Genomic DNA, 17664 nt, shown 5'->3' with positions numbered 1-17664 from the left:
CGGTGAAGTTTGGAAGATTAGAGGGGCAGAAGGTTGGAATATTAGAATGGTTATGGGCTTTCATCTTACTTTTCCACCTAATCACCTAAGCTCTCAATCACCACATTACTGCCCACTGTTCACTCACCACCGTTCACCCACCACCAACCACCAACCTAATCCACTTAATTCGAAGCTTGAGTTATTATTCAAAATAGTTTAGGGTACGGTAGCCTCCTTCGCGCAGCCAGGCATCTTTTTGCATCAGTTGAATGTCGGACTGCATCATGTCTTTCACCAAGCCATCGAGATCGTATTCCGGTTCCCAACCAAGTTTTGTTTTGGATTTGGTTGGATCACCAATCAGCAAATCAACTTCAGTGGGGCGGAAATAGGCCGGATCAACTTTCACAATTGGAGCTTGTTTTTGGGCAAGGCTTAGCAGGTGATCCAGGTAACTGGCCCCAACTTGGTCGATAAAGACTTTTTCATCAATGGCAGCAATGAAAGCCTGTTCATCAACTCCTTCTCCTTTAAACTGAATTTCCAAGCCAACTTCGGCTCCGGCTTTGCGGACAAAATCGCGGATGGTGGTGGTGATTCCTGTGGCAATGACATAGTCATCCGCTTGCTCTTGCTGAAGAATTAAGTACATGGCTTTGATGTAATCCTTGGCATGTCCCCAGTCACGTTTTGCAGACAGGTTCCCCAGAAATAGCTGCTCCTGCTGTCCTAAGACAATGCGAGCCAAAGCACGGGTAATCTTCCGGGTAACAAAGGTTTCTCCCCGGATGGGCGATTCGTGGTTAAACAAGATCCCGTTGCTGGCGTGCATGCCATAAGCCTCGCGATAGTTCACCGTAATCCAGTAGGCGTACATCTTGGCCACAGCATAGGGCGAGCGGGGGTAGAAAGGAGTGGTCTCTTTTTGGGGCACTTCCTGCACTAAGCCATACAGTTCGCTGGTTGATGCCTGGTAAATCCGGGTTTTTTCGGAAAGGCCTAAAAGACGAACCGCTTCGAGTAAACGTAAGGTTCCAATACCATCAGCATTGGCTGTGTATTCGGGGGTGTCGAAACTTACTTTGACATGGCTCATGGCTGCCAGGTTGTAGATTTCATCGGGTTGAACTTCCTGAATGATTCGGGTCAGGTTCATGCTGTCCGTCATATCTCCGTAATGAAGAACCAGGTTGCGATTTTCTACATGTGGATCTTGGTAAAGGTGATCAATCCTGTCAGTATTGAAAAGGGACGAACGACGCTTGATTCCATGAACGATATATCCTTTCTTGAGTAAGAATTCGCTCAGGTAGGCTCCGTCTTGTCCGGTAATTCCTGTGATTAATGCTACTTTTTGTGTCATGTAATGTTTATTTAGTGGTTTAATTTCTTGTTGATTGCCAGAGGAGCTATATTGATCAAATCAAAAAAGACTAGAATCTTTTGTAATCTGTGTGTGCTCTGTCATACAGCTTTTTATAGTTCGGTTGAAATTATTTAGAAGTGTTTTATATGATGTTTTTTGTTAAAAGAATTTTTGGGAATATAGCGAAAGATGTCGTAAATTGAAACATAAGATTGTTAAAAGTAAACCGCCGGCTGGTCATCAACCATTCCCGATTTTGCAGCCCGGAGAGGAAGAGGAGGCCGGCGGAGCTTTTGCAATATATCACAAAATTTAATGTTAGCATGAGTTATCATGATGATTTTGAACTTTGGAAAGAACAAATTGAGGACCTCCCTTCGGAGGAGCTTAAGTTACCGGACCAGCCCGTAGATGATTTTGTGGCGGGCACGGAAACCCTGGCTGTTGAAGCCAATGAAGACCGGGAGACTTTAGCTGCTGCCGGTCTGGATGTTACCTTAATTGATGATCTGACCCCTCTAAGCGGTGCTTTGCGTTATTGCCAGGCTACCTGGATGAGTGTTTTTCGAGCACGTAAAGAAGCTGAAGCGCAATGGCGGGCACAGGCTCCACAAGCGTTTAAATTTCGAGATGAACTGTTGCATCATTTTTCATTTGCTTACCGGAATGATGACGACCTTCAGAAGAAGGTGATGCGTATACGAGAAGGAGCCAGCCAGGCTGATATGGTTCAGGATTTATTGGAACTGGCCGTGCTGGGTGAAAAATACCCCGAACCCTTAAGTGCCATTAATTTTGATTTGGCTCAGTTGCAGGAAGCACGTACTGTTTCGCATACGATGTCCGAATTATTGGCTGCTGCCAATGGTGCTGCAGATGATAGCAGCACAGCCAAGCTATTGCGTGATAAGGCATATCGTTTACTGGAGCAAAAAGCAAGCACGATTCGCGAATTTGGCCGTTATGTCTTCTGGAAAGACGAAGATAAGCGAAAGCGCTATTACAAGTAAGTAATCCAGAATCCTTGATCTTAGTGGCCCCGCGGCGGTTTAAGCCTCCCTGCGGGGTTTTTTAGTACCCTTTGGCAATTTAAGCTGTCCGTTGGGATGTTTAAAGTCGTCCGGCAGCAAATTAAGGCATCCTGTGCGATATTTAATGCCGTCCGGCGGCAGTTTAAGGCATCCGTTGGCTAATTTATGCGCGTCCGTCGGCCTGTTTTATTCGTCCTTTGGCAATTTAAGCGCATCCGTTGGAATGGGTGACCCATCCTTTGGCAATTTTAGCACGTCCGTTGGGGCGATTGACCCATCCGTTGGCATTTTAAAGCGTCCCTTGGGGACTTTTAGGCCTCCCGCTGGCGGTAGTGTTCATTAAACTGTGTCAATTGTATTTTTGCTATTACAGTTTTAACTTGTAGCTTTTCCAAAGTTTAGAACTTTGGAAAAGATTTGGTTACAAGGGGTGACCGGGTGCTGCGGTTTCCGAACCGCAGTTCGGTTGTTGTTTCCTCGAATGCTGTCAGGAAACGCTCCTCAAGCCAGCGAAGGTTTGAAGGTCAGAAGGTTGGAAGATTGGAAGGTCTGAATGTTAGAATGGTTATGGGGGACCAGCTTACTTTTCCACCTAACCACTGTTTTCTGATTCAGCTTTTCCACTTAATCACCTTATCACTGTTCTCTATTCACTTTCTTCTTGCGTGTTAGACCTTCCAGGTCTTGGAGACGCTGAAAGGTTTACGGCAAACTGACCCCCGTTCTCTGACCATTCATCACGGATCACTTTTTTCCGTCATCGCGAACAAGGTGAAGCGATCTGCCATTGGAAGATCAGAAGGTTGGAAGATTAGAATATTAGAATGGTTATGGGGAACCAGCTTACTTTCCCACCTAATCACTCAATCACTTTTTCCCGCGTTTTAACCACTGTCAGGTTGTACCGACGCTGAAAGGATGGCGCATACGGTTTACGGATCGCTGACCACCAACTACTTATCACCGTTGTTATTTTCTTTTCCTTGCCGGGGCCATCATTTTTGGCTTGACCCAAAAAGATGCAAAAAAGTCAAGAAAAAAATATGCTTCTTCCCGCTCGTGACTTTCTTAACAGTTTCCTTATTACGGCTACTCCAACCTAAAAGTCACTTCACGCCCTTGCCGGCCCGCATTTTTTTCGGGCCCCCGCCTTTTTCACCTAGCGGTGAAGTTTGGGAGATTAGAAGGTCAGAAGGTTGGAATATTAGAATGGTCATTGGCTTCGGCTTACTTTTCCACCTAATCACTGCTTTCTTGCGTTTTAAACGTTTCAGGTCGTTCTGGTACTGATAGGTTGGTGGCAAACTGACCACTAACCACTGACCACCGTTCACTCTTCTCCAATCCCCGCTTAGCGTTTTAAAAACTGTGGGATCTTCGATAGGTTCTTACAGGCTAAAGTCCAGAGCGGGAAAGGGAGGCTGTTCTTTTTCATCGCACGATAATCTTCGCTTGATTTGTGAATGATGTTTTTCAAACTCTTATTACTGGCTCCTCCAACACGCATACGGGTGATGACCGCTGGCAAATAAGCAAATTTCAAGGTTTTATCTTGAAAAATGCGGAGCATGAGATCGTAGTCGGCAGCAATGTCAAAGGAAAGGTCAAACTGACCATGTCTGGCATAGACTTCCCGTTTGGCAAATACGGTAGGGTGGGCAGGCATCCATCCCCGTTTGAGTAAGGCTGGCTGAAAGGCCTGGCTTTTCCAGTAGCGGATGACCTTGTTGGTATCTTCCTTGTCCACATAGACCAAGTCACCGTACACCACATCTGCGCCAGTTTCCTCAAATGCTTGCTTGATCTTTTCCAGCGTTGTGGCCTCAGCCAGTAAATCATCGGAATGCAATAAGCCAATGACCTCTCCCTGGGCAAGCTGAAGTCCCTTGTTTAGGGCATCATAAATCCCCTTGTCGGGTTCCGAAATGTATTGGCTAACCGATGGACTGTTTTTAATCGTTGTTAGTGTCTCGTCTTTGCTTTGGCCATCAATAATTAAATGCTCTGGCTTTAATGTCTGTTGAGCAATACTTCCGATACAATCTTTAATGGCCGGATAACTATTGTAAGTGGCGGTTATAATGGAGAAGTTCATTGGTTGTCAAAGGTTTTCTTTAAATAATGTCAGATATAGATCTTTAGTTTGTTGGTAACAAAGATCCCAGGAAAATCTATTTGAGTTTATTAAACCGTCTTTAATTAATTGCTCTACGAACGTTGAGTTCTCCTTTAATAGGTCAATTTTATCTGCAAAATTATCAGAGCTTATATCTTGAATCAGAATTGCGCTGTCTTTTGCTATTTCTGAAATTGATGAATTATTAGCAGAAATGACTGGACATCCGGCTTTTTGTGCTTCTAGTACCGGAATCCCAAATCCTTCATAAGATGATGGATATAGCAGACATAGTGCATTATTGTAGATAATATTCAGTTGTTCATTTGAGATTCCACTTAAATGCTTGTATTGCTTAAATTTTAATTGTTCAAATAGTTCTTTTTCTTTTTCTGTAATTGTCCCACCTCCAATTAACACTAAGGGAGTGTCGGTTTTTTCACAGGATTCTACAGCGATCCTGAAATTTTTATGATTACTCTTACGATCACCTACAAAAACTGTATATTTCTTTGGGTTAAATGGTACAAGTCTTTCTAATTGATTTATACTGCAAGCAGAAAGCATTTTATAACTCTCATCAACCCCGTTGTATATTACTTCAATTTTTTCGGCTGGAGTATCAGGGTAGAATTTTAGTAAATCGCTTTTCGTGTTTCTTGATACGCAAATAATCTTACTGGCATTTTTTATTGCGTTCCCTTTTTGCCACGAATGAATAGTTTTGGCAATTCCTTTCCGATAGTATTCATAAGTGAAATCGTGAACGGTGGTAACATTTAACAGATTGGGTGAATTTGCTGTTCGGTAATAGCTCGAATGAAAAATCCCTTTCGACGCTCTAATATTAGGATTAAGGTAACGTTGAAACTTTACGGGTATTTTGGCTAAAGGATTCTCTAATATTCTGTTGGGAGAAATGTTTAGTAACTGTCTGAATATATTTTTATTGGCTTCTTCTAAAAAGTAAATATCCAGATCATTGTCTTCAAGGGCTCTTTTAATGAGTTCATAATAGACTACTGATATGCCTCCAATTCTCTGTAATGAGAAGATAATATTATCGAAATAAATTTGCATTTTTTAAAAAATAAAAAATTGTTTTTGTATAACCTATTACAGCAATTTGGATTTGTTTAAGAACTGAACCATTTGTTTTTTTGCAAATTTTAATAAATTCTTTAATTATTTTCAGATGATATTTTGGATTAGATGATATACCTGTCTTATCATAAATAGCTATAGGTATATTAACATATTGAAGTGCTTTTATTCCAAAATATTTAATAGCACAATTTAACCAATAGTTGTCAGCTGTAAATTTCAAATTAAGGTCATAATATCCAATTTTTTCAAAAGCTTCTCTTTTTATAATTGTTGATTGATGATTTATAATTACTATTCCTTTTCTTTTGTATATTTTTTGAATATTATCGTTACGTTGAATAGTCGTATCAGTAGTAGTATACTTTAAAACAGTTTGACCATAAATGACCTGAATATGTGAAGGTATTGGAGTAGTGAAAATATCTGAAATAACATCCGTACTTGCAAATAAATCACCCGCGTTTAAAAATATTACCCAATCACCTGTGGCCTGTTTTATGGCTTTATTCATTGCATCATATATTCCGGTATCTTCTTCACTCGTCCAAAAATCAATTTGATTTTCATATTTTTTTATAATGTGAATTGTTCTATCCGTAGATTTTCCATCAATTATGATATATTGGAATGATTTCCAAGTTTGAGATAAAACACTTTTAATTGTTTCCTCCAAATGATCTTCTCCATTTCTTACAACAGTAATTATAGATATTAAAACATTAGTATTCATAGAGTTATTTTAAAATGACTTTTTAATGAGAATAGTATTGATGGTCGAAATAATATTTCTTTTACGTGCGTATTTTTTTTCTAAAAAGAATAAAAAATGATAAAAACATGAAAAACATAAAAGATATTTCTTGCGTGATGGGGGTTATTGCGGTATAAAAGAGAATCAGATTATTTGCAACAAGAGCCAAAGTAGTTGAAAAACAAGGGCAAATGGTGAAACTTCTAAATATATACTGTGAAAAAAGTCCATGAAGAAAAACAACAATCAGTCCTCCAATGTATCCAAAACATTTGAGTAAAAATAATACTGACGTTCCCCAAGCTGAATTAAAAACTGATGATTGGTAGTTTTTCTTCCATAAGTTCTTCATTCTGTATTCTAAAGTATTTTCTCTCAGTCCTAACTTATGCAATTGCCTTTCAAAAAATGGGAAAAATTGAAGAAAATCAATATTAACGATTGGATAACGGTTGTGCTTAAAAGCATCTGAGTAAACAATAATTTCTTCTGAAAAATAAAATGTAAAGTCTGCAATAAAATTGCTGGCTTCTATTGGAATAGCATTTGAAAGTTTTTTAAAGTCTTCACTATAGGTAAGATTATTAGTATTAGCATAGCCTATCATTTTGTTTTTATCCATTGATGATATGTCTCTGGTTAGAGATAATATGATAAGGTAAGTAATTACTAATCCTACAACGATAAATGATAAAAATCGAGTCGCCCAATTTATTTTAAACTTTAGGTTATACCGATATTTAATAAGAACTGCAAGTATGCATATTAAAAAAATCTGAAAAATATTTTGCCGTCCTGCAGTTACAATTGATCCAATGGCTAAAGCCATTACAGAGATAAGCAAAAATGTTTGTTTTTTATATTCAAAAAGAATTAGTGTTATAAGAGCCGGAAAGCTTCCTGCTAAAAAAATTGCAGCCAACTGTCCATAAATACTAACGTCGCGATCGCTCATTAGTAGCCTGAGAGCAGAGAAATTCGAGATACTACCACCCGATAAAACAACGATATCAATAAAAATAAAAATACCCCCAATTATACTAAAATAAGATAAAATGGTAATTAATTTACTCTCATTTTTTGTAAGATTTGATTTGAAATTTGAAGCTAAAATAGCTGTTGTATTGGTTTTGTTTGGTAAAAAATAACCTAATGCAAATATAAATAATGTACAGAGTAAGTAGAATAAAGCGCTATGGTTAAACGATGAATGGTAAATAATAATACCCGAATAGGCATTTATAAAAATTATATTCCAAATTCCCATCAACCAAGTAATGGGAGATACCTTATTACTGCTTTTTAATATGGCAAATAGGAATAAATAAGATGTAATCCATTTTATTGTAGATAAATGCTCAACAGGAAACAGCACAATAATAATTATTACTATCTGTATCAGTACAATATGAAAGGATTTAAAAATCATTTAAAATGAAGAAATTTGGATTAAAATGTATGCTTAATTTTCAACATCCTCGCTTTAAATATATTTAGTGTATCTCGTAGCGAGAAATTAAATATCAGGGATTTTGCTACAAAAGAAAAATTTCCCTTAATTATTAATTGATATGTTAAATATGAATAATTATTTAAAAAGCGAATATCATGGGTATTAAAGTAAAGTTCTTCAAAAATTAGTAAATCTATTTTTTGTCTTTGTAATAGATCAATACCACTATAAATGCCTCCTCCGTTCTGGTTATAGACACCGCCAATAAAATCGAGGCATATCCCATTTCCTTGTTTTAGAAGAAAATAAAAAAGATGAGTATCTCTAAAATATTTGTATTTAGAATGATGCTTTATAGCCACCTGCAAAGCATCTGTTCTTATTACTGTTGTTAATGTTTGCATTATCCAATTTTCATGGTAAGTGTCTTTATTAATAATAACACCTTTAAATTGTTTATTTACAGGATTAAAGCTTAGCGGATAGACTTCCTTTGTACTATCCTTCACTATCGGGTCTATTTTATAACGGTGACAACAAAAGGAAAATTCTGGATTCTCCTCCAAGAAATCCACCTGCCTTTGCAACTTATTGGGATCCGTCCAATAGTCATCGCCTTCGCAAAGGGCAATGTATTTGCCGCGGGCACGGGGCCATACATATGTTGGAGAAGGCCGTATTCCTTGTGACCATTGGTTTTCAGTTTGCAGGATTGTAATGAATAGTTCGGGATATCTTTCAGAATACTCTTTAATTATTTCATCAGTTCCATCATTTGAAGCGTCATCGTGAATAATAACCTCAATTGGGAAGTTGGTTTTTTGTAGTAAAAAACCTTCAAGTGCCTTTCGAATATACTTTTGGTGATTGTAGGTAATACAACAAATACTTACGACTGGTTTCATGAGTGTTTATTTTCTCCTTAAGATTTTTGCTGGGTTTCCAACGACAATAGAATTCTCAGGAACATCGTTTAACACAACTGAGCCAGATCCAACAAGAGCAAAATCTCCAATAACAACATTTTCTCGAATCGTAGCATTTGTTCCAACATGAGCTCCTTTTCCCAACGTAACATTGCCGCCAATTACACTATTCGCTGTGATATGGGAAAATCTTTTCATTGTACTATCGTGTCCTAGGAAAGAGTTTGGAAGTAAAATGCAATTATCTTCAACGGTAGTATCTGGAGATAGTTGAGTTAAGGGAGCCATTAATACACCATTTCCAATAGAACAAAATCCTTTTGGAATAATTGCTGTTGGATGAATTAATGTTGCGAATCTGTTGCTTGGAATTTCAAGAGAAGTAATCTTTTCAAAGATTTCTTTCTCATTTTGCATTCCAACATAGCCGATAAAAAAAAATACGTTCTCGTCGTCTAAATACTTTTTCGCATCATTTGATTTTCCAATGACTTTGTATCCATTATATTTTCCAACTTTCTCACCAATCGGAACAAAATCGTTAAGAAATCCAATAACATCATATGTCCCAAGATCATTTGCAACTGAAGCTGCGATCATTCCAATTCCTCTACCTCCAAGTATAACTAGTTTTTTCATTTTTTATTTGATATGTTGTTATGTTTATCCAATGTTTTTTGAGCTGCTATGACCATGGGAGGTCCAATAAATTTATTATTGACAACGGCTACACCTTTTCCCTCTTTTTGGGCTTCTTCAGCTAGCTGGAGCATTTCTTTAGCATCTTGTACCTCTTTTTCTGTCGGTGAAAAGTATTGATGGGCGAGAGGCAATTCTTTGGGGTTTAACACAAGCATTCCTTCATACCCTAAATTTTTTGCAACAATTAGGTTTTTCTCAAGGTCTTCAAGGTCGTGGACTTTGATGTGTACTGTATCAACAGGAATAACTTTATTCGCTCTCGCGGCCATTGCTATCATTGCTCTGGCAGAGAAAATACTTTGGCCAGAAGAGTCGTGAACTCCCTGTAGGTCAGTAACAAAATCTTCGCATCCAAAGGCAATAGCCACAACTCTTTTTGATGCTTGGCAAATAGCTTGAGCATTTAATACAGCGGCTGTTGTTTCAATGAGGGGGATTAACTTAAAGGTACCCACTGGTAGGCCTTTCTCATATTCGATGGTGTCAAGGAGTTTATCTATAAAATAGATGTCTTGTCCTGTATATGATTTAGGATACATGAATCCGGTGACTCCAGGTATTGTAAGTTTTGTTAAATCTTTTAATAGTTGACCACTTTCCCTATCGTTAATTCGTGGGAAAACGAGATGTTTGTTAAAACTTCCTTGAGTTACATATTTGATGACATTACTTCGGGCAATTTCTTTATTCTTTACTGGTTGTACAGAGTCCTCGATGTCAAGTAATAATACATCAGCATTACTCCTAGATGCACTATTCATTAGGCGCTCATTATGAGCAGGGACAAACATCAGACTACGCATTAAGTATTTAGATTCCTCTTTCATAAGTTTTGCTTTTTTAATAGTACTTTCCTTCTAAATTTTAGAACCTCGACATTATTTTGATTGTATGCAATTGTTTCTACGTAAACAATTCCTCTATCGGATTTTGATTGAGAATCTTTTTTAGAGAGAACTACAGTTTTTGCATAAAGAGTATCTTCAATAAATACGGGAGCTAAATGTTCAACGCTTTCATAGCCGAGGTTCGCAATTGCTTTTCCACTGATATCAGGAACAGAGATTCCAACGACTAGAGAAAAGACTAGTGTCCCAACTACCAAAACTTTTCCATGGTGATTGTTTTTAGCGTAGTCCAAGTTCGTGTGAACCGGATGATGATTCATTGTTAGAAGAGAAAACAAATTATTGTCGCTTTCGAAAATTGTTTTTGAAAGCGAGTGATTGATTGTTTCTCCAACTTCAAATTCTTCATAATAGTGACCTAATACAGATGGTTGCATGATATATATCTAATTCTTTATGTTTTTACAAATATATTTTGCCAATTCGATGTCTAAATCAGGGTAAATTGGTAAACAAATTACTCTTTCAGCTAATTGCTTAGCGGTCTTTAAGTTGCTTGGGACGGCAGAGTCTAGTCCCTTATACATTGGGAACTCACTAATCAATGGGTAGAAATAACGTCGTCCAAAGATGTTGTTTTGCTTGAGTCTTTCATAAAGTTGATCACGAGTTATCCCATAGTTTTTCTCATCCACAAAAATTGGGAAATAGGCATGGTTTAAATCGGTGTTTTCAGGTATTGGTAGAATAGTGATCCCGTTTATTGTGGTAAGTTCTTTTCTGTATATATCTACAATTGCTTTTCGTTTAGCAATATTTTCTTGGTAATGCTTTAATTGTACTAGGCCCAAAGCGGCCTGCATTTCGTTCATTTTTGAATTGATTCCGGGAGCCATAATGGTTGTTTCTCCTGCAAAACCAAAGTTCTTTAAGTAGTCAATTCGTTTTTTTGTTGCCTTATCATGACAGATGATTGCTCCCCCCTCCATGGTATTAAATACTTTGGTGGCGTGAAAACTGAGAATGGAAAGATCACCAAAGTTGCAAATCCCTTTTCCTTTATAGTTTACCCCGAAACAGTGAGCTGCATCATAAATAACCTTGAGTCCATATATGTCTGCGATTTCCTGAATACGTTCAACGTTGCAGGGATTACCATAAACATGAACAGGAAGAATAGCTGTTGTTTTTGGGGTAATAGCTGCTTCTATTTTCTCAGGGTTGATATTTCCAAATTCAGGCTCAATATCTACAAAAACGGGTTTAATGTTATTCCACCACAAACTATGGGTTGTAGCCACAAAACTATAGGGGGTGGTGATTACCTCACCGGTAATTCGCAATACCTGTAAGGCCGTAACTAATGCCAGTGTTCCGTTGGCAAACAGTGAAATATAGGGTACACCCAAAAAATTGGCCAGTTCTTTTTCCAGTTGCTGGTGGAAAGGTCCGTTGTTGGTCAGGATTTTATTGTCCCAAATTTGCTGGAGATAGGGAATGAACTCTTCCAATTCGGGCAGCGAAGGTTGGGTTACGTAAATAGGATTCTCTAACTTTTTCATTTTCTTCTGAAGGTTGATATTTTTTCAAAAACTAAAGATTTCAAATAGATATAGTCGTTAAAGCGGCTTATTTCACCAACGGCAAAAATAAATACGATTCCGAAAAGCACCTGAACAATTAGTTTCGTTATTGGGGCAAGCACCAGAAAGTTTCCGAGAATAAAAACGGTGGCCGCCATTATCAGGGCAAGCAGGAGTGATGGAAATATATCTTTTACCTGCTGGCGAAACGAATAGCCAATCATTTTTCCAGACCAAAAGCTGTTTAAATAATAGGCAATCAGAGTATTTACCATCATGCCGGCAATCATCAGTTTTATTCCGAAAAAAATACCGATGACAATTGTCGGTATGGCCAGTGTTTTCTTTATTATTTCAAGGCGCAAAAAAAGATCGCTTCTCCCTTGTACCTGTAGCATGTTTAGGTTGAGGGCATGTAAGGGATAAAACATACCTACAAAACAGAGCATTTGCAAATAAATTTCCGAGGGTAACCACTTTTCGCCAATAAGTGTTAATATCATTGGCTTGGCTACAGCAGCCATTCCCAGCATCAGGCAAAAGGTAACAAACATGGTTGTTCGAATTATTTTTCGGTAGGCTTGTTTGAGCTTTTCTTTATCGTCTTGTATGCTTGACAAAACAGGGTAACTAACTCTCCCAATAATGCTATTCAGATTTTGAGACGGAAACGCTTTAAATTGATCGGCGCGGGTATAAAATCCGAGTTCCTGAGCTGAGAAATATTTACCAATGATTAAGTAGTAAATATTCTGATAGATGGTATCGATTAATCCGCTGATTAAAAGTTTGCTTCCAAACGCAAAAAGTTCGTTAAACGATTCTTTATTAAATGTGCGTAAAGGTTTCCATTTCGACCAAAGCCATAAAAACAAGGTGTTCAGGCTAAAACGGCTTAAGGTTAGTGCCACAAGGCTCCATACACCATAATTTAGTAAGGCCATTGTTACAGCAATGGTACCCGAACTGATAGAAGCAACAAGTGATACACGGGTTTGCAGTTTAAAGTTTATTTCCTTGGTAAGAATGGTGCGTTGAATGATACCGATGGCATTTAACACCACACCTATCCCGAGTACCTTTAGCAGCGGGCTTAATTGTGGTTCGTTAAAAAAGTTACTGATGCTACCTGCCGAAACAAAAAGCAAGAGGTAAAAAACAAGGCCAACCAGCAGGTTAAAATAAAATACGGTTGAATAATCTTCCTGGGTGCAATTCTTTTTTCGTATCAGGGCATTACTAAAACCACTATCGACAAAAGACTGCGAGATGGCAATAAATATGGTTAACATCCCAATTAACCCGAATTCGCGTGGTGAAAGAATACGCGCTAAAATAATCCCTACAATAAATTGTACACCTTGGTTGGCAAAACTGTCGATAAAGCTCCAAAAAAGTCCGTTTATAGTTTTTTGCTTCAGGCTCATTTAACCGTTAATTAGTCTTTTCAGATACTCAAAATAATCACCTTTCATCGTTGAAATACGGGCATGTAATTCTTCCTTCGAAATGAGATTCATTTTTAGTGAAATTTCTTCCAAACAAGCAATTTTGAGGCTTGTCCTTTTTTCAACGGCTTTCACAAATTCGGTAGCTTCGGTTAAGGCCTCATGCGTACCGGTATCGAGCCAGGCATACCCTCTGCTTAAAATCTGCAGTTTTAGTGTCTGTTGTTGCAAGTAATGCTGGTTTACGGATGTAATCTCGAGTTCGCCACGTGCCGAGGGTTTTACATTTTTTGCCACCTTCACCACGCTGTTGGGGTAGAAATACAGACCCACAACGGCATAATTTGATTTGGGACTTGCCGGCTTTTCCTCGATACTCAACACGTTATTTTGCTGATCGAATTCGGCAACTCCATACCTTTCTGGATCTTCGACGTAATAGCCAAACACCACGGCTTTGTGTTCTTCGGCTGTCAGCTTTACTGACTTGGTTAATAAATTCTGGAGCCCGGCACCGTAGAAAATGTTGTCTCCTAAAATAAGGCAAACATCGTCGTTTCCGATGAACTCTTCTCCGATTACAAAAGCTTGTGCTAATCCATCAGGTGATGGTTGTTCTGCATAACTCAATTTAAGACCGAGTTGATTTCCGTTTCCAAATAGTTGTTGGAAATTAGGAAGATCATATGGGGTTGAGATGATTAAAATCTCCCTTATTCCAGCTAACATTAAAACAGATAGTGGATAGTAAATCATCGGTTTATCATATACGGGGAGAAGTTGCTTGGACACAACTTGTGTTATTGGGTGTAAACGCGTACCGGAGCCCCCGGCAAGAATTATTCCTTTCATGATTTCAATGCTAAAATTTTAATACTTGGGGACTATCGTTTTTGATATTGCTCCTCGTAATAGTTTTGGTAATCACCGCTGGTTACGTTTTTCAGCCACTCTTCATTCTCGAGGTACCAATCAATAGTTTTTTCCAGTCCTTCTTCAAATTGCAGACTAGGGACCCAGCCCAACTCTTTTTGTAGCTTGGTTGAGTCGATGGCATAGCGTAAGTCATGGCCCGCACGGTCTTTTACATAGCTAATCAGCTGTTCCGAGGTGCCGTTTTCACGTCCCAGTTTCCGATCCATGATTGCACACATCAGGCGAATCAAATCGATGTTTTTCCATTCATTGTGTCCGCCAATGTTATAGGTTTCACCGGTTTTCCCTTGATGAAAAATAACATCAATTGCACGGGCGTGGTCTTCCACCCACAGCCAATCCCGGATGTTCTCGCCCTTTCCGTAAACCGGAAGCGGGCGGTTGTTCCGAATGTTGTTAATAAACAACGGAATTAGCTTCTCGGGAAATTGGAATGATCCATAATTGTTGGAACAGTTGGAAACCAGCGTTGGCAAACCAAACGTATCATGATAGGCCCTGACAAAATGGTCGGAGCTTGCTTTGGATGCCGAGTAAGGACTGTGTGGATCGTAAGCTGTTTGCTCGGTAAACAGGCCTTCATTTCCTAATGAACCATAAACCTCATCGGTTGAAATATGGTAAAACAGCTTATCAGCAGCTTGATTTTTCCAGGTTGCCCGTGCCGCATTCAGCAGGTTGACTGTTCCAATAAGGTTGGTGAAAACAAATTCGGTAGGGTTTGAAATTGACCGGTCAACATGTGATTCGGCTGCCAAGTGAATAACCCCATCAAATTGTTTCTCCAAAAACAGCTTTTGGATCGCTTCTCCATCGACAATATCTGCTTTGACAAACTCGTAATTGGGTTTTCCCTCCACATCTTTCAGATTGGCCAAGTTCCCGGCATAGGTCAATTTGTCGAGGTTGACAATGTGGTAGTTGGGATACTTGTTTACAAAAAGCCGAACAACATGGGAGCCAATAAAACCGGCTCCTCCGGTAATGAGTATTGTTTTCATAGAAATGATCTTGATTTAGCTTATTGAGTGAACCATATAATATGGTTTCATGCCATTTTATAATGGTGCAATTAAAGGGAAGTCTTTGTTGTTATTTTTTCAAAGCTTCGACAACTCGTTCGCAGGCCTTTCCATCCCCATATGGATTATTCGCTTTACTCATAGCTTCGTATTGGTTATCCTTATTGATTAATTCAGAAACTTCGCTAATGATGATGGCTTTATCGGTTCCTACCAGTTTAACGGTTCCAGCTTGAATAGCTTCGGGGCGTTCCGTGGTATCCCGCATCACCAGTACGGGTTTACCTAAGCCTGGTGCTTCTTCCTGGATGCCGCCGGAGTCGGTGAGTACCAGGTAGGCTTTGGACATCAGGTGAACAAAGGGAAGGTAATCGAGGGGCTCGATGAAATAGGTGTTGCTCGCGGTGGCTCGCAGTGAGAGCTCACTGTCGTTCGCAGTGCCTAAGTGCTTAGGTGGTTGAGTGGACTGACCAAATACATTCGTGATGGCCTTGCGGACATTGGGGTTGAGGTGCATGGGGTACACAAAGTCAACATCAGGATGTTGTTCTGCCAATTCTTTGATGGCCTCGCACATATTGATAAAACCTTGTCCGAAATTTTCACGACGGTGGCCGGTGATGAGGACAAGCTTGCGCTTGTTGGTGGTTAGGTGGTTATGTGATTGAGAGGAAGAGTGGGTATTCCACGCTTGGAGCTTATCGGAGGGTAAGCCAAAGCTTACCAGCTTTTCAGTAATGGCTTTCTCCAGCGTTTCATCTTTTTTCATCTTGTCAACAACCCAGAAAAGGGCATCAATCACGGTGTTTCCGGTTATATGGATGTTTTCTTCTTTTACGCCTTCATTCAACAGGTTTTGTTTGCTGAGTGGTGTAGGGGAGAAGTGGTAACTCGCCAAACGACCGGTAAGTTGTCGGTTCATCTCCTCTGGCCAAGGGCTGTAAATATTATGCGTCCGCAAGCCAGCCTCAATATGGCCTACCGGTATTTGTTGGTAGAAAGCAGCCAAGGCAGCTGTCGTTGAAGTGGCGGTATCACCATGAACCAGAACCAAGTCTGGCTGGGCTTCTTTTAATACATCGCGCATACCCAACAATACCCGGGAGGTTACATCATAGAGATCCTGTCCGGCTTTCATAATGTTCAAGTCGTATTGTGGCTTGATCTCAAATAATTGCAACACTTGGTCAAGCATTTCGCGGTGTTGCCCCGTAACGCACACCAAGGTTTCAAACTGCTCGGGATGCTTCTCAAATTCTTTGACTAATGGCGCCATTTTAATTGCCTCGGGTCTTGTTCCGAAGACCAAGAGAATGCGTTTTTTTGTTGTTGTATTTTGTGTCATGTCGTTTTTAAAATTGGGGGTTAAGTGTTTATGTGGTTATGTGATTGAATGATTAGGTGGTTTTGGCTTTTAGAGCTTTAATTAAATTCGTAATCATTTTTCTAATTTGTTTAATCAGATCGATTGGAATATCACTATTGTTGATATAATTAAATCGCTTTGCCAGCTCTAGTTGGGTTTCAACTTCTGAGATTGACCCATTTGAAATGTAAAGAAACTGGATAAATTCTTTGGTGGTCTGTCTGTAGGAACCTTCTGCAATATTTGAAGGGATTGAAATCGCAGCTCTCCTAATTTGACTGGTTAGTCCATATTTTTCTGATGCTGGGAAATGATCCGAAAGCGAATAAATTCTTTCGCATAATTCCATTGATTTTTCCCAAACTGCTAAGTCTTTAAACGATTGTACCATGACTGATTACTTAATCACTTTTTCACCTAATCACTTAACCACTTATCACTAATTACCCATCACTGGTCACAGACCACTATTTATTCCTCACTTAATCACTTATATTATTGCTTACTCACCACTGTTCAATCACCGCCCATCACTGTTTCCACCCATCACTGAGAATAGCTCAGTTGGTTCTCCTCCTTTTCGAGGAGGAGTGGCGCCGATTTATCGGTGACGAGGTGGTTCTGTTTTGTTTGTTGATCCGGACTTGAGCTTGCACTGACTCGAATTGTTTTTTTAGTTTGGAAACTCTCCCCAAGCTGAACTTGCAACAAAAAAGTGGACATTGAGTTAAGCTACGCTGCCAATTTTTGTTTATTTATTAATTCAGCAAATTCCACTGGCGACAAATAATTTAAAGCAGAATGGGTTCTCTGGGTATTGTACCAAGTTTCTATATATTCAAAAACAGAAACTCTCGCTTGCTTTTTTGTGGCATACTTGTTTCTGTAGATCCATTCTGTTTTTAAGGTCTTGAAAAAGCTTTCAGCAACGGCATTGTCCCAACAATCTCCTTTTCTGCTCATGCTTTGTGTTACAAATGGATTTGACGCCAGCAGCTCTTTAAACTCGGTACAGGCGTATTGTATC

Annotated in this window: 17 protein-coding genes; 1 reads left to right on the top strand and 16 read right to left on the bottom strand. The window is 39.1% G+C overall.

Annotated features, from left to right (window positions below; genetic code table 11):
- Window positions 1-184 precede the first annotated feature (184 nt).
- On the bottom strand, window positions 185-1345 hold the full coding sequence (gene gmd / locus BM156_RS13170) for a GDP-mannose 4,6-dehydratase (RefSeq protein ID WP_093920357.1): 1161 nt from the start codon (window positions 1343-1345) through the stop codon (window positions 185-187).
- Window positions 1346-1671: 326 nt separating this feature from the next.
- On the opposite strand from gmd, the gene BM156_RS13165 reads away from it, so the two are divergent.
- Window positions 1672-2358: a hypothetical protein gene (locus tag BM156_RS13165; protein ID WP_093920356.1), complete on the top strand. Its 687-nt coding sequence runs from the start codon at window positions 1672-1674 to the stop codon at window positions 2356-2358.
- Window positions 2359-3730: 1372 nt separating this feature from the next.
- Here the strand turns inward: BM156_RS13165 and BM156_RS13155 are convergent.
- The 15 genes from BM156_RS13155 to BM156_RS13085 form a co-directional block, all read right to left on the bottom strand.
- Window positions 3731-4474, bottom strand: a complete 744-nt coding sequence (locus tag BM156_RS13155) for a glycosyltransferase family 2 protein (RefSeq protein ID WP_093920354.1) — start codon at window positions 4472-4474, stop codon at window positions 3731-3733.
- Between the two features lie 6 nt (window positions 4475-4480).
- Entirely contained in the window at window positions 4481-5575 is a 1095-nt protein-coding gene (locus tag BM156_RS13150; RefSeq protein WP_093920353.1) for a glycosyltransferase family 4 protein, read from the bottom strand.
- Complete coding sequence (locus BM156_RS13145; protein ID WP_093920352.1) at window positions 5556-6332, bottom strand: glycosyltransferase family 2 protein; 777 nt, start codon at window positions 6330-6332, stop codon at window positions 5556-5558. Before BM156_RS13145 ends, BM156_RS13150 begins: the two co-directional genes overlap by 20 nt.
- 61 nt (window positions 6333-6393) lie before the next feature.
- A complete protein-coding gene (locus tag BM156_RS13140) occupies window positions 6394-7728 on the bottom strand; it encodes a hypothetical protein (protein WP_139218280.1) in 1335 nt (444 codons plus the stop codon).
- Between the two features lie 74 nt (window positions 7729-7802).
- Complete coding sequence (locus BM156_RS13135) at window positions 7803-8711, bottom strand: glycosyltransferase family 2 protein (RefSeq protein WP_093920350.1); 909 nt, start codon at window positions 8709-8711, stop codon at window positions 7803-7805.
- Between the two features lie 6 nt (window positions 8712-8717).
- Window positions 8718-9371 carry a NeuD/PglB/VioB family sugar acetyltransferase gene (locus tag BM156_RS13130; RefSeq protein ID WP_093920349.1) on the bottom strand — a complete coding sequence of 218 codons (654 nt, stop codon included), beginning with the start codon at window positions 9369-9371 and terminating at the stop codon, window positions 8718-8720.
- Complete coding sequence (locus tag BM156_RS13125) at window positions 9368-10261, bottom strand: HpcH/HpaI aldolase/citrate lyase family protein (protein WP_212733515.1); 894 nt, start codon at window positions 10259-10261, stop codon at window positions 9368-9370. Before BM156_RS13125 ends, BM156_RS13130 begins: the two co-directional genes overlap by 4 nt.
- On the bottom strand, window positions 10258-10719 hold the full coding sequence (locus BM156_RS13120; protein WP_093920348.1) for a MaoC family dehydratase: 462 nt from the start codon (window positions 10717-10719) through the stop codon (window positions 10258-10260). Before BM156_RS13120 ends, BM156_RS13125 begins: the two co-directional genes overlap by 4 nt.
- A gap of 9 nt (window positions 10720-10728) precedes the next feature.
- Window positions 10729-11844: a DegT/DnrJ/EryC1/StrS family aminotransferase gene (locus BM156_RS13115; protein ID WP_093920347.1), complete on the bottom strand. Its 1116-nt coding sequence runs from the start codon at window positions 11842-11844 to the stop codon at window positions 10729-10731.
- Window positions 11841-13292 carry an MOP flippase family protein gene (locus tag BM156_RS13110; protein ID WP_093920346.1) on the bottom strand — a complete coding sequence of 484 codons (1452 nt, stop codon included), beginning with the start codon at window positions 13290-13292 and terminating at the stop codon, window positions 11841-11843. The genes BM156_RS13115 and BM156_RS13110 overlap by 4 nt, the downstream gene beginning before the upstream one ends.
- Window positions 13293-14165, bottom strand: coding sequence for a glucose-1-phosphate thymidylyltransferase RfbA (rfbA, locus tag BM156_RS13105; RefSeq protein ID WP_093920345.1), 873 nt, complete (start codon window positions 14163-14165; stop codon window positions 13293-13295).
- Window positions 14166-14197: 32 nt separating this feature from the next.
- Complete coding sequence (rfbB, locus tag BM156_RS13100; protein ID WP_093920344.1) at window positions 14198-15250, bottom strand: dTDP-glucose 4,6-dehydratase; 1053 nt, start codon at window positions 15248-15250, stop codon at window positions 14198-14200.
- Window positions 15251-15341: 91 nt separating this feature from the next.
- Window positions 15342-16616: a non-hydrolyzing UDP-N-acetylglucosamine 2-epimerase gene (gene wecB, locus BM156_RS13095; protein WP_093920343.1), complete on the bottom strand. Its 1275-nt coding sequence runs from the start codon at window positions 16614-16616 to the stop codon at window positions 15342-15344.
- A gap of 52 nt (window positions 16617-16668) precedes the next feature.
- A complete protein-coding gene (locus BM156_RS13090; RefSeq protein ID WP_093920342.1) occupies window positions 16669-17028 on the bottom strand; it encodes a four helix bundle protein in 360 nt (119 codons plus the stop codon).
- Between the two features lie 341 nt (window positions 17029-17369).
- Window positions 17370-17664: integrase core domain-containing protein (locus BM156_RS13085; protein WP_170846958.1), on the bottom strand; the 295-nt coding region annotated here is incomplete at its 5' end.

The sequence above is a fragment of the Sunxiuqinia elliptica genome (assembly GCF_900113005.1).
Classification (GTDB): domain Bacteria; phylum Bacteroidota; class Bacteroidia; order Bacteroidales; family Prolixibacteraceae; genus Sunxiuqinia; species Sunxiuqinia elliptica.
The sequence above is the reverse complement of the archived record's forward strand: the minus strand, read 5'-3'. Positions and strand labels throughout refer to the sequence as shown.